This window comes from Streptomyces sp. NPDC107654 (genome assembly GCF_055639035.1).
Genome location: NZ_JBVKBI010000048.1, coordinates 1 through 13,850 on the forward strand (window position 1 = coordinate 1; position 13,850 = coordinate 13,850).

The 13,850-nt window shown below is 72.0% G+C and carries 7 protein-coding genes; all 7 read right to left on the minus strand.

What is annotated here, in order from left to right; translation table 11 throughout:
• On the minus strand, positions 1–1,416 hold a 1,416-nt coding region (locus ACZ7N4_RS38680; protein WP_471368613.1), incomplete at its 3' end, for a condensation domain-containing protein.
• Between the two features lie 48 nt (positions 1,417–1,464).
• Positions 1,465–8,208 carry an amino acid adenylation domain-containing protein gene (locus ACZ7N4_RS38685; protein WP_471368617.1) on the minus strand — a complete coding sequence of 2,248 codons (6,744 nt, stop codon included), beginning with the start codon at positions 8,206–8,208 and terminating at the stop codon, positions 1,465–1,467.
• Positions 8,209–8,801: 593 nt separating this feature from the next.
• Complete coding sequence (locus ACZ7N4_RS38690; protein WP_471368620.1) at positions 8,802–10,199, minus strand: MFS transporter; 1,398 nt, start codon at positions 10,197–10,199, stop codon at positions 8,802–8,804.
• Positions 10,200–10,204: 5 nt separating this feature from the next.
• Complete coding sequence (locus ACZ7N4_RS38695) at positions 10,205–10,819, minus strand: helix-turn-helix domain-containing protein (protein ID WP_471368623.1); 615 nt, start codon at positions 10,817–10,819, stop codon at positions 10,205–10,207.
• Between the two features lie 767 nt (positions 10,820–11,586).
• The gene (locus ACZ7N4_RS38700) at positions 11,587–12,558 is read right to left on the minus strand and encodes an NADPH:quinone reductase (RefSeq protein WP_471368630.1); all 972 of its coding nucleotides are present in this window, start codon (positions 12,556–12,558) and stop codon (positions 11,587–11,589) included.
• 44 nt (positions 12,559–12,602) lie between these two features.
• A complete protein-coding gene (locus ACZ7N4_RS38705) occupies positions 12,603–13,103 on the minus strand; it encodes a GNAT family N-acetyltransferase (protein WP_471368625.1) in 501 nt (166 codons plus the stop codon).
• Between the two features lie 208 nt (positions 13,104–13,311).
• The gene (locus ACZ7N4_RS38710; protein ID WP_471368628.1) at positions 13,312–13,683 is read right to left on the minus strand and encodes a hypothetical protein; all 372 of its coding nucleotides are present in this window, start codon (positions 13,681–13,683) and stop codon (positions 13,312–13,314) included.
• Positions 13,684–13,850 lie beyond the last annotated feature (167 nt).

Sequence of the window (13,850 nt, forward strand, 5' to 3'; positions counted from 1 at the left end):
CCCCACCGTCAGCATGTTCAGCTCGGACAACCGCGCCCGCGGCGTGGCCGCCACCGACGCGGCGAGCGTCGCGAAATGACCGGCCAACCGCTCGACCGTCGCCCGCTCGAAGAGATCCGTCCGGTACTCCAGCACCGCGCGCAGGCCGTCCGCCGTCTCGACCGCCGTGAGCGTCAGGTCGAACTTGGCGACACCCCGCTCGATCTCGACCGGCTCGATGCGTGTGCCCGTGAGCTCCCATGTCCGGCCCTCCGCGCCGCCGGGCGCCTGGAGGACGAGCATCGTCTGGAAGAGGGGGTTGCGGGACAGGTCCCGGTCGGGGGCGAGTTCCTCCACGAGGCGTTCGAAGGGGAGGTCCTGGTGGTCGTAGGCGCCGAGGGCGGTGTCCTTGACCCGGTCCAGCAACTCGGTGAACGTCGGGTCGCCGGACAGGTCGGTCCGCAGGACCAGCGAGTTGACGAAGAAGCCGATCAGATCCTCGGTCTCGGCCCGGTTGCGGCCCGCGATCGGGGTGCCCACCGCGATGTCGTCCTGGCGGCAGTAGCGGGCCAGCACGATCTGGAACAGGGCCAGCAGCGTCATGAACAGACTCGCGCCCTGCCCGCTCGCCGTCGCCCGCAGCGCCTCCGTCACCTCCGACGGCACCGAGAAGGTGACCACGTCTCCGTCGCCGCTCGGCAGCGCCGGACGCTGGTGGTCGATGGGCAGGTCGAGCGGTGTGACACCGGCGAGGCGCTCGCGCCAGTAGGCCAACTGCCTCTCCAGCGACCGACCGCTGAGCTGCTCCCGCTGCCAGACGGCGAAGTCCGCGTACTGGACCGGCAGTTCCGGCAGCGACGCCTCGCGCCCGGTGACAGCGGCCGCGTACAGCTCGCGCAGTTCGCGCGCCAGGATCCCGGACGACCAGCCGTCCGACACGATGTGATGCAGCATCAGCAGCAGGTACTGGTCGTCGTCCGCGAGCCGGACCACGTCGGCGCGGAGGAGCCGGCCGGCGTCCAGGTCGAACGGCCGCGTGGCCTCGGCGCGCAGCAGCTCGCCCGCGCGGGTCTCCGCGTCCGGCTCGGCCCGCAGGTCGTGGACCGTGACGTCCACCGGCCAAGGCCCGGTGATCACCTGTCGGGGTGTGCCGCTGTCGTCCGCCGGGAACGCCGTCCGGAGGACCTCGTGCCGGGCCACCAGACCCGACAGGGCCGTGCCCAGGGCGGTGACGTCCAACGCACCGCGCACCCTCAGCGCCGTCGGCACCAGGTAGTCCGCGCTGTCCGGGGTCAACCGGTCCAGGAACCACAGCCGTTGCTGTGCGAACGACAGCGGCTGCGGTTCGGCCTTCCGGTCGGCGCGCACGATCCGGGTCGCTTGCGCGCGCCGCCGCATGCGGGACAGCAGCCGTGCCTCGACCGAGTTCTCGCCCATGGTGTTCCGTCCTCTTCCGTCTTGTCGCGTGGGCAGTGGGCCGCCGGTTCAGGAATCCTGTTCCTGCGTGTCGAACGATTCGATGAGCTGTTGCTTGATGCCGATGACGGTGGGCGACTGGAAAAGGCGCCGCAGGCCGATGCGTACTCCGGTCACCGACTCCACCTGGTTCACGAGCTGGATGGCGAGCAGGGAGTGACCGCCGGCGTCGAAGAACCCGTCGTGGACTCCCACGCGTTCGACGCCGAGCACGGCGGCCATGATTCCGGCGATCTCCGCCTCGATCTCGTCCTTCGGTGCGGTGTATCCGGCCGTGCCGTCGCCGCCGCTCCCCAGGGCCGGCAGTGCCGCGTGGTCGACTTTGCCGTTCCGGTTGAGCGGCAGTTCCGGGAGGATGGCGAACGCGGACGGCATCACGGCGCGTGGCAGGCGTGCGGCGGCCCACTCGCGCAGCTCGCCGGCGTCGAGCGTGCCGCCGGGCGCGGGCACGCAGTAGGCGACCAGCCGCTTGTCGCCCGGTGTGTCCTCCCGGACGACCACCGCGCAGGCCCCGACCGGGTCATGGGTGAGCAGGGTCGCCTCGATCTCGCCGAGCTCGACCCGGACGCCGCGCAGCTTCACCTGACGGTCGATGCGACCCAGCAGGTCCAGTTCGCCGTCCGCGGTGAACCGGCCGAGGTCGCCCGTGCGGTACATCCGGCCGCCGCGGAACGGGTCGGCGACGAAGCGCTCGGCCGTCAGCTCGGGCCGCCGGTGGTAGCCGCGTCCGACGCTGTCGCCACCGAGGTACACCTCGCCGAGCACACCCACGGGTACGGGACGGCGGTCCGGATCGAGGACGTACACGGTCTGGTTGAGCATGGGCCGGCCCGCACGGACCGGTCCGGCCGGGTCCGTGCGCGAAGCCCGCCAGTACGTCGTGTCCACCGAGACCTCGGTGGCGCCGTACAGGTTGACGAGGTCGCCGGGGAAGCGTTCGGTGAACCGGCTCACCAGCGTCGGCTGGAGCGGCTCGCCGCTGGCGAAGGCATACCGCAGGTGTGTGCAGTCCTCGGGCCGTACCCGGGAGACGAACAGGTCCAGCAGGCTCGGCACGAAGTGGAGGCCGACGACGCGGTGGGCGCGCATCAGGCGGGACACCTCGGCCATGTCGAGCCGGTCGGAACCGGGCACCAGCACGACGGTGGCGCCCTGCCACAGGGGCCAGAAGATCTCGTACGCCGACACGTCGAAGGACAGCGGTGTCGCCTGGAGGAACCCCTCGCCCCGGGCGAGCGGGAACGCGTGCTGCATGCCGGCCAGGTAGTTGACCACTCCGCGGTGTTCGATGCGGACGCCCTTGGGACGGCCGGTGGAGCCGCTGGTGTAGATCAGGTAGCAGAGGTCGCCGGGTTCCGCGACGGGTTCCGGCGTGTCCGTGGGGAGGGTGTCCGGCAGGTCGGCGGGCCGGTCCACGGCCAGCGGCTGCGGGCCGTCGGGCAGCAGGGCGGCGTGCGCCGTGTCGGTGACGATCAGCGGCGCGCCGGAGTCCGCCACCAGGTACGCCAGCCGCTCCGCGGGGTGTTCCGGGTCGAGTGGCACGTAGGCGGCGCCGGCCTTGAGGATGCCGAGCAGTGTCCACACCATGGCGGGCGAGCGTTCCAGGCAGACGCCGACGGGTACGTCCGGACCGATGCCCGGCACGGCGCGCAGCCGGTGGGCGAGGCGGTTGGCCCGCTCGTCGAGCTGGCGGTACGTCAAGGTCTCGGTGCCGCAGACGACGGCGACCGCGTCCGGGGTCTGGGCCGCCCGCTGTTCGAACAGCCCGTGGAGGGTCGCCGGCGGGACGGGCGAGGCGGTGTCGTTCCAGTCGGTGAGGATGCGGTGCCGCTCGCCGGCGTCCAGCATCTCCATCTCGGACAGCGTGCTGTGCGGGCGAGCCGTGGCCGCGGCCAGCAGGTTGGTGAAGTGGCCGACCATGCGGCGGGCGGTGTCCTCGGTGAACAGGTCGTCGGCGTAGACGATGGCGCCGTCCAGGGTGCCGTCCGCCGCCTCCGCGAGGTACATCGACAGGTCGAACTTGGCGTCCCGGACCGGGGCTTCGACGGGTTCCGCCGACAGGCCCGGCAGGTTCCAGGCGTCCGCGCCCGGTGCGTTCTGCAACGCGAACATCGTCTGGAACAGCGGATTGCGCGACAGGTCCCGCTGCGGCGCCAGCTCCTCCACGAGGCGTTCGAAGGGGAGGTCCTGGTGGTCGTAGGCGCCGAGTGCGGTGTCCTTGACCCGGTCCAGCAACTCGGTGAACGTCGGATCTCCGGACAGGTCGGTGCGCATGACCAGCGTGTTGACGAAGAAGCCGATCAGGTCCTCGGTCTCGGCCCGGTTGCGGCCCGCGATCGGGGTGCCGACCGCGATGTCCCGCTGCCCGCTGTAGCGGGCCAGCAGCAGCTGGAAGGCCGCCAGCAGGGTCATGAACAGGCTCGCGCCGCTCTCGGCGGACACCGCGCGGGCGCGGGCGGCGATCTCGGCGGGCACCGAGAACCGGACCGCCTCGCCCCGTCCGCCGCGCTCCGCCGGCCTGGGGTGGTCGGTCGGCAGCTCCAGTGGTTCCAGTCCGTCCAGGCGCTCGGTCCAGTAGGCGAGTTGGCGCTCCAGCGGCGGGCCGGTCAGCCAGGCGCGCTGCCACACCGCGTAGTCGGCGTACTGCACGTTCAGCGGTCCGGGTCCGGGCGTGTCGGACCGGTCCGAGACGGCTTCCGCGTACCGCGCGGACAGCTCGCGTACCAGCACGCCCACCGACCAGCCGTCGAAGGCGATGTGGTGCACGGTGACCGCCAGGACGTGCTCCTCGTCGGCCAGTCGCACCAGCAGCGCGCGCAGCATCGGTCCGGTGCCGAGGTCGACCGGCCGCAGTGCGTCCTCGCGCAGCACCTCCTCCAGGGCCTCCTCGCGGGCGGCGGCGTCACCCGTCCCGCGCAGGTCCCGTACGAGCATCCGCACCGGCCGGGCCGGGTCGATCAGCTGTACCGGTGTGCCGGCGTCGTCCGTGCCGAACCGGGTGCGCAGGATCTCGTGGCGTGCCACCACCGCGGTGAACGCGGCGTTGAGTGCGTCCACGTCCAGCAGGCCGCGGATACGGAAGGCGAAGGGCAGCAGGTACTCGGCGCGGCCCGGCTCCAACTGGTCGAGGAACCAGAGTCGTTGCTGCGCGAAGCTGAGCGGCGGCGGGCCGCTGTCGCGCGGTGCCGGCGGGATGCGGTCCGCACCGGTGCCGCCCAGCTCCGTCACGGCCTCGGCCAGCAGCGCCGGGGTCGGCGCGCTGAACAGCGTGCGCACCGGGACATCGGCGCCGAGCCGCCGGCGCAGCCGCGACACGACCCGCGTGGCCAGCAGCGAATGCCCGCCCAGCGCGAAGAAGTCGTCGTGCACGCCGATCCGGTCGACGCCCAGCACCTCGGACCACACCTCGGTCACCGTGCGTTCGGCGTCGGTGCGCGGCGCGGTGTACACGGCGCCCAGCCCGGACCGGTCGGAGGCCGGGGCGGGGAGCGCCCGGCGGTCCGTCTTGCCGTTCGGGGTGAGGGGGATGCGCTCCAGCGGTACGAAGGCCGTGGGCACCATGTAGTCCGGCAGGTCGCGCCGCAGGTGGGTGCGCAGCGCGCTCGTGTCGAGGGGGCCCGCGGGCACCACGTACGCGACGAGCCGCTGTGCGCCGGGAACGTCCTCGCGGAGCATGACGGTGGCGCCGGTGACCGCGGGGTGGGCGAGCAACGCGGTTTCGATCTCGCCGAGTTCGACGCGGTAGCCACGCAGCTTGACCTGGTTGTCCGCGCGGCCGACGAACTCCAGCCGCCCGTCCGGCAGCCACCGGGCGTGGTCCCCGGTGCGGTAGACGCGTCGCGGTGTGCCGTCCACGTCCACGACGGTGAACTTCTCGTCGGTCAGCTCGGGCCGGTTGAGATATCCGCGGGCCAGTCCGGGGCAGTCGATCCACATCTCGCCCGGCACGCTCACCGGTACCGGCCGGCCGTGGCGGTCGACCACGAAGACCTTCGCGTTGGCGACCGGCCGGCCGATCGGCACCCGGTCGACGGGTCCGGTGATCCTCGCTGTCGTCGCCTCCTGCGCGGCCTCCGTGGGTCCGTAACCGTTGACCAGTGGCACCGCGCAGTGCAGGAACCACTCCCGGACCTGCTCCCGCTGGAGCGCCTCGCCGCCGAGCCGGACCAGTCGCAGCTCCGGGCCCAGCGCGTCCGGCCCGTCCAGGTCGGCGGCCAGCGCCCCGAACGCCGACGGGGTGAGCCAGGCCACCGTGACCCGGTGCTCGTGCAGCGCCGCCGCCAGCCGGCCCGGGTCCCAGGCGTCGTCGCGCAGGACCAGACCGGCTCCGCAGACGAGCGGGGCGAACAGCTGGCCCACCGACGAGTCGAACGCGATCGACGCGAACTGCAGGACCCGGTCCCGGGGGGTGAGCTCCAGCTCGCGGCACGTCTCGCGCATCCGTGCCCGCAGCGCGCCGTGGGTGATCTGCACGCCCTTGGGACGGCCGGTGGAACCACTGGTGTAGATCACGTAGGCCAGGTCGTCCGGACCGGCCTGCGCCACCTGACCGGCGGAGGGGGCGTGTGGCGGCTCGGGCCAGGGCCCGTCCAGCAGCAGCGTCGGCGCACCGGCGGGCAGACGGCCGGTGTGCGCGGACTGGGTGACGATCAGCGGGGCGCCGCTGTCCTCGACCATGTAGACGAGCCGGTCGGTGGGGTACGCGGGGTCCAGCGGCACGTACGCCGCGCCCGACTTGTGGATGCCGAGCAGCGCGCACACCATGTCCGTACCGCGGTCCAGGCAGACCGCCACCAGGGTGCCCGGTCCGGCGCCGTGCTCGCGCAGCCACCCGGCGATCCGCTCCGCCCGTTCGTCGAGCTGCCGGTAGGTGAGCCGGTCGGTGCCGCAGGTCACGGCCGGCGCTTCCGGCCGGCGAGCGGCCCGCTCCTCGATCAGCCGGGTCACGGTGAGCGTGTCCGGGGCGTCGGTGTCGGTGCCGTTCCACTCGGCCAGGATCGTCCGGCGCTCGGCGGCGGTCAGCATCTCCAGCTCGGACAGCCGGGTGTCCGGTGTGGCGCAGGCGGCGGCCAGCAGCGTCTCGAAGTGCCCGGCGAGCCGTACCATCGTGGCCTCGTCGAACAGGTCGGTGGAGTACACGACGGTGCCGTCCAGAGCGCCGTCGGCGGCCTCGGTGGCGTAGAAGGTGAAGTCGAACTTGGAGTCCTGGGCGGACACGTCCAGCTGCCGGACGGTCAGGCCGGGCAGCTCCCACGACCGGCTGTCGGGGGTGTTCTGGAGGACGAACATCGTCTGGAACAGCGGATTGCGCGACAGGTCCCGCTGCGGTGCCAGCTCCTCCACGAGGCGTTCGAAGGGGAGGTCCTGGTGGTCGTAGGCGCCGAGTGCGGTGTCCTTGACCCGGTCCAGCAACTCGGTGAACGTCGGATCTCCGGACAGGTCGGTGCGCATGACCAGCGTGTTGACGAAGAAGCCGATCATGTTCTCGATCTCGGCCCGGTTGCGGCCCGCGATCGGGGTACCGACCGCGATGTCCTCCTGGCCGCTGTAGCGCGACAGCACCACCTGGAAGACCGCCAGGAGAGTCATGAACAGGCTCGCACCGGTCTCGTGGGAGAGCCTGCGGGCGCCGTCGGCGGTCTCCGCGGGCACGCGGAAGGTGAGCATGGCGCCCTTGCCGCTGTGCCGCGCCGGCCGTCGGCGGTCCGTGGGGAGTTCCAGCGGTTCGATCCCGGCCAGCCGCTCGCGCCAGTAGTCCAGTTGCTCGTCCAGCACTTCGCCGGTGAACCACTCACGCTGCCAGACCGCGAAGTCGGCGTACTGGAGGGGAGGTTCAGGCAGGTCGGCGGCCCTGCCCGCGACCCGTGCGCCGTACAGCTCGGTCAGCTCCCGCGACAGCACCCCCGCCGACCAGCCGTCGAAGGCGATGTGATGCACCGTCAGGGACAGGAGGTGCTCGTCGTCGGCCAGCCGGATCAGCAGCGCGCGTACCATCGGTCCGGTGCCGAGGTCCATCGGGCGGAAGCCCTCGGTGTCCACGAGCGCGGTGGCCGCCTCCTCGCGCGCGTGATCTCCGGCAACGGACCGCAGGTCGTGGACGGCGAGGGGAAGCGGCCGGGGCGGGTCGACGACCTGACCCGGGTTGCCGTCCACGTCGCTGACGAAGCGGGTGCGCAGCACCTCGTGCCGGGCCACCAGCTCCGACAGCGACGCGCGCAGCGCCGGGACGTCCAGCGGGCCGCGGATGCGCAGTCCCATGGGGATCAGGTATTCGGCCCGGCCGGGCTCCAACTGGTCCAGGAACCACAGCCGGCGTTGCGCGAACGACAGCGGCAGCGGACGCCCGTCGCGGGGCGCGCGGGACATGACGGGCGCGTCGTCCGACACCCCGGCTCCCACCAGGGCGCCCATGGCGTCCACCGCCTCCTGGTCGTCGGAGGCACACGACTCGAACAGTCGCCGGGCCCTCAGCAAGGCCTCCTCCGCGAGGAAGGACGCCACCGACCGCACCGTCAACGGCTCGGGCAGCACTTCCGCGCCGAATTCCGAACCGAATTCCTCCGCGATCCGGCGGGCCATTTCCGCAGCCTGCGAGCGGGTTCCGCCCAGTCGGAAGAATTCGTCCTCCGCCGCGGTCACCTCGGTACCGGTCACCGCATGCCACACCGCGGCGATGCGGGCTTCAGCCGGGGAGAAACCGCCCTGCTCGGCCACCTGTCCGGAGGCCGCGGCCATCATCGGATTCGTCGTCATGTGTCCACCAGTTCCTCGTCGTCGACCGTTCGCGAAAACCCCTCGGAAACTCAGCCGGATCCGATGCTCGCAGAGCGATCTTGAGGAGATAACTGGTTACTTCTGCCCGCAGGACGTGGACACTTCCGCCCCTCGGGCGTGGGTCCTTCCGCCCCACGGGCGTAGGTACTTCGCCCCTCGGACGTGGGTCCTTCCGCCGCTCAGGCGTGGAGTACTTCTGCCCCGGGCGTCGACTCTCCTGCTCCTCGGGCTTCGACGGTCCCGACCATCGGGCGTGGGGCGAGGTGGACGTTCAGCGCCGGGCGGAGTCCCGCGCGCCGTGGTGAGACGGGCGCGGGAAGCGGGCGCGCGGAGCGGACGCCGGCCGAGGGGCGCAGGCGGGGGCACACCGGCCGGGGCTGACGCAGGGAGCAGGCACTCCAGCCAGGGTGGGCGCCGGAGGCAGGCACACCGGCCGGGGCTGACGCAGGGAGCAGGCGCCCCGGCCAGGGTGGACGCGGGAGACGGGCACACCGGCCGGAACGGGCACAGGAAGCCGGCGCGCCGGCCGAGGCGGTCCCCCCGCCCGGCCGGTGCCGGTTCCGTACCGCGGCTCAGGCGGCTGCCCCGGCCACCTCCGCTCCGGGGGCGGGCGCCGTACCGGATGTACTCCCGTTCTCGTGCGCGGTACCGACGGGACTCGCCTCGGACACCGTCCGCTTGCGCATGTCCGACCACCCCCGGTTCAGGGCCGGCACGCCGATGGCGACGAGGTAGAGCCCGCCCACGATCCACAGCGCACCCGAGGTGCCCACCACCGTCACCAGTCCCGCGCCCAGCAGCCCACCGAACGGGATGCCCGCCCAGGTGACGGCCTGGGCCAGCGTCTTGACGCGTCCCAGCAGCGGGGTGGGGATCAGCTCGTACGTCACGGCCCCGACGATCGGGTTGACGAACCCCGACCCCAGGCCTCCCATCGCCAGCACCGCGAGTACCAGCCACAGCGGCGCGCCCGTGGCCATGGCCACGAAGCGCGGGACGCCGCCCAGTGTGAAGCCGATCAGGTAGACGGCACGCCGGGGCAGCCGCTCGCCCACTCCCGCGGTCACGAGCGCGGCGACGATCGATGTCGCGGCGAAGACGCTGACCACGAGGCCCACGGCCTCCGCGCCGTTGCCCGTCTCCTTCGCCCAGACCGGCAGCAGCACGGACATGAACGCCTGGTCGAGCAGGTTGGTGGCGGCGAGCATGCACACGATGGACCGCAGCAGCCTGGCGTCGCGCAGGAACACGGCGCCCTGCCGCAGCCGCGAGAGATAGCCCTCGGCCTCCTCGACCGGCGCCTCGTGCGGCTCGGGCGCGGGGTCGCTGAGGGTGGTGGAGACGACCAGCGCGGACACGCCGAACAGGCAGGCGGTGATCCACAGGGCGTAGAGGCTGCCGAAGGAGGCGACGACCACGCCGGCGATGGCCGGCCCGATCGTCGTCGCGGTCCGCTCGACCGCCGTTGACAGGCCGGTCCCCCGTTCCAGCGGTACTCGGGCCGCGCGGGTCGCCGCCGGCACGAAGAGCCCCTTGGCGCCGTTGGCCGGGCCGTCCGCCGCACCGACCACGGCCAGCAGTCCCAGCAGCAGGCCGAAGGACAGGTGTCCCGTGAGGTAGAGCAACGGGGCGGTGGCCGTCGCGACGGTGGAGGCCAGATCGCCGGCGACGCTGATGCGCTTGGGGCCGATCCGGTCGATGATCGGCCCGGCCAGCGCCTGCGCTATCACGTACGGCACGATCTGGCAGAAGGCGACCAGGCCGGTCTTGCCGACGCTGCCGGTCGTCGTCAGGACGAACCAGGGCAGGGCGATGGAGAGCACCCGGTTGGCCGACAGGGCCGCCGCGTTGGCCGACAGCATGCCGACCAGTCCGCGAAGGACCCGGGGGCCGTCGGCCGGAGCGTCCGGGGAGGGCGTGCGCGTAGCGCTGTCCGCCGCCTGCTGGGCGGCCGCGTGCCGAGAGGTCATCTTTCTCACTCCGAGTCTGGGGGGTGGGAGACGTGCCGGTCCGCACCGGTCGGGAACAACTGGAACTGGAAGGCGACCCGCGCCGCGCCTTCGGGCAGTGGTGAACCCGCGGGTTCCGGCGCCGAGTTGCGTCGGCGGAGCAGCCGGTGGATGTCGGCCGACAGCTCCTGGGCCTCGGCGGGGGTGAGTGTGAGCACGTAATCGCCGAAGTCCTGGGCTTCGCGCCACTCCGGCGGCAGCGAGGCGGTCGCTTCGATGGCGGTCGTCATCGCGTCGGACCAGACCTGGCCGAGTGCCTGCAGGTAGGCGGAGCCGAGGCCCTCTCCGTCGGCCAGCACCGAGTCGTCCGGTACGACCGTGTTGACGTGCGCCGCCTGCCACCAGCGCTCGCGGCGCCCGCCGCGGGACGGCGCCTCGACGATGAAGCCGTATTCGGCGAGCTGGCGCAGGTGATAGCTGGTCGCGCCGGTGTTCTGGTCCAGGCGCCGGGCGAGCGTCGTGGCCGTGGCCGGTCCCTCCGTCCGCAGAACCGTCAGTATCCGCACGCGTAGCGGATGCGCGACGCCTCGCAGGTTGCGAGCGTTCAGTTGGACCTGGGGGGGCTGCTCGGGATGTTCCATGCCCCCAAGCTAGTTAACAAAGACTTCTTTGCATAGGTTTCTGTGCACAGACTTCTTTGCAATCGGGGTAAGTGGCTTGGTTTCGTTGGTACGTGGCCTGATACCACGTCTTCTGGGGACCACTTCCCAGGTCCTCGACCCACTCGGACGGTCGCTCGTCCGGGGACCTGCTGCCGGGAGGCGAAGGCGGCGGCCGCCTCGGTCAGCGTCCGAATCGCGCGGGCCCGGCCCTTGAGCCGAGCCCGCGCCGTCCGGCGGACACTGGTCAAGGTCGGCGAGACCCACGGTCGGCATCCGCTGAAATCGCGCCCGGGGAGCGCGAGTTGATCAGGGTGGAAGCCGGGTGGTCCGGTCCGTACGGGACGGCTGCGGAGGGAGTCCGGTGACCGCGCGCCCACCGCGAGCGGGGCTTCACCGTCGCCGTGGCCTCATCCAGGAACATGCGCAGCGGCTTCCGACCATGTGGCGCAGCAGGGTCCTGACGGCGGGTCGGCTTGCAACCAGACCATCGTCCGCCGGGCAGCAATCGAACACCGCCTGCAACATCGCTTGGGCATACCTGCAACGCCACTTGGGCATAGCCGACCGGAACCCCGAGCGTCTCCCTACGGCGACGCGTGCATCCGGGGGTTCGCAGGGGGCGCCACGTATCCCGCCCCAGGGCCGGCCACCAACCGCCTCACCGCATGGAGCACGGTCTCACAACGGCCAACCGGCCGTCGTAGCCGCCGATACCGTCGACTCTTGGTAGTGAGAGACGTTCTGCCCTACACGTCGAGGACCAGGCGCCCCCGTACATGGCCACCCTCGATGCGCCGGTGGGCCCCGGCGGCCTGGGAGAGGGGCAGGCGATCGGCGATGCGAGGCCGCCAGGGCGTGGTGCGCAGCAGCCATGCGACGCCCGCGGCCGCTCGGGCGAGGTCGGCGGTGGAAGCATTGCTGATGGCGAAGCCGGTGATACTCGCGTCGCGCGTGTAGAGCCGGCCCACTGGCAGCACGGGCGTGTCGTGCAGGCCGACCATGGCGACCAGGCGCCCCGCATGGGCGAGCAAGTCGATCGAGGTGGCGAGTTCGTCGTGCCCTGAGGTGTCCAGGTGGACGTCGAAGCCGCCGGGTGCGGCTTCTCGCAGCCGTCCGGGCACGTCGGGTGCGTGGTAGTCGACGACCTCGGCGGCGCCCAGCGCCCGTACAGCGTCGGCGTCTTCAGGACGCGCGGTCGCGACCACACGGGCTCCGGCGGCCGCCGCAAGGGCCACCGCCGCGGAGCCCACGTTACCGGCCCCGCCACCGACGTACACCGTTTGCCCTGCTTCCAGCCGCCCGTGACGGAAAAGGGCCAGCCAGGCCGAGGCGGCGGGGTGGGCGGAGGCGACGAGGTCGGTGGGATCCACGCCGTCCGGGGCCGGATAGAGCCGGTCCGCGGCGACGGCGGCGTACTCGGAGAAGGATCCCTGTCGGCCGGCGTGTCCGAGGCTGTTGCACCACACACGCCGGCCCGGCGTGAAGCCGATCGCGCCGGGGCCCACCGCCGCGACCTCCCCGACCAGGTCGCGGCCGATGACGAACGGTGAGGGCATGGGAGTGGGATAGGCGCCGGACCGTACGAAGGTGTCCACGGGGTTGACGGCCACCGTGCGCACCCGGACCAGGACATCGGTAGGGCCGGTCTCCGGCAGCGGAAGCCGACCGTGGCAGATCGCCTCGGCGGGGCCGGGGGCGATGACGTAGGCCGCATTCATGTCTGGTGGCAGGTCCGGCGGCGACTGCGTGGTCGGGGCAGCCATCAACGCTCCGTCTCTGTAGTGAGCGGCTTGGCGAAGTGAAAGGCGAGGGTGCTCATGCGGTGCCGGTGGTAGAAGCGATGGGCCGCGGCGTTGCTCACGCCCGAGTCCAGTTCGAGTGCGGTGCAGCCGGCCGCCCGGCCGATGTCCTCCACGGCCCCCAGCAGGACGCCTCCGACGCCGCCCGAACGCGCCTCCTCCGCCGTCACCAGGTCGTCGACGAAGACGATACGGCCGCGGCTGGTCGCCAGCACGCGGTAACCGACGGCGGCCAGCGGGGTGCCGTCGGCGGCGTAGCCGACGAGGTACCGCAGTCCCTGCGCGAATCCGTCGGCGAGCAGCCGCCTGAACGCATCCGGGGTCAGGCCGGGGCGGAGCTGACGCAGCAGCGGGTAGAGATCGGTCTCCGTCCGCGGATCCCCGGGGTCAAGCGCCACCACCTGCAGCTCGGGAGCGCGGGACGATTCCGGTCGGAGTAACGGGGATGCCTGCTCGAAGATCACTTCGCCATTGTATGCCCCGGGCGCGCCCCTCCCAGAAGAGCCCGCCCCGCCGGCATGCCACCCACGGCCCGTCTCGGAGCCCCACAACTGGTGTTCCCGGACGAAGCCCTGGCGTGGCTCGCTGGGCAGCGGGTGCAGGCCTTTTCCGGCACTGATGTGACGCGGCTTCAGACCATGTCATCGCCCCCGCACCGGCTGAGCTGCGAGATCAGCCCGGCAGCGGGGTGAGGGGGTCCGGTCGGGACAGCGACTCGGGCAGCGGCAGGCCCTCCCTCGCGGCAACGGACTGACGGACCCGCAGTTCAGCGCGTGTCCGCGGGCGGTACTCGGGTTCCTTGCCGCACCCGCAGTCCGACAACCCTTCGTAGCGCAGCCCTTCACCCAGCACCGCGGCCACCACAGACCAACTGCGGGCATCACGCCTGGGCGGCGGAGCGAAGTCGTGACCAGCGCACATGAGGGATTGAGAACAGTTCGGGCACAGGTACTCCCGCTGCGGACAGGCATGCTGCTCGAAGCTGACACGGCACGAGACGCACGCGTAGTGCGACTTGTAGTAGGCCATGGCGTGGAAGCGCACCGGCTCACCGTACCGACCAGTCCTGCAAGCGGACCACCGGTTTCGGCGGCCGGCGGTCCGCCGTCAGGAACGGCGTCTACTGACGTTGTTGCCGTGATGTCGTCAATGTGAGTCCGGTTTCGGTGAGGCAGCCGTTGATGAGGTTGCTGCGGTACTGGATCTGGCGG

Excerpts from the sequence above, each read along its gene's own strand:
- ACZ7N4_RS38685 (WP_471368617.1), bottom strand. The coding sequence starts at position 8,208 with ATGACGACGAATCCGATGATGGCCGCGGCCTCCGGACAGGTGGCCGAG.
- ACZ7N4_RS38690 (WP_471368620.1), bottom strand. The coding sequence starts at position 10,199 with ATGACCTCTCGGCACGCGGCCGCCCAGCAGGCGGCGGACAGCGCTACG.
- ACZ7N4_RS38695 (WP_471368623.1), bottom strand. The coding sequence starts at position 10,819 with ATGGAACATCCCGAGCAGCCCCCCCAGGTCCAACTGAACGCTCGCAAC.
- ACZ7N4_RS38700 (WP_471368630.1), bottom strand. The coding sequence starts at position 12,558 with ATGAATGCGGCCTACGTCATCGCCCCCGGCCCCGCCGAGGCGATCTGC.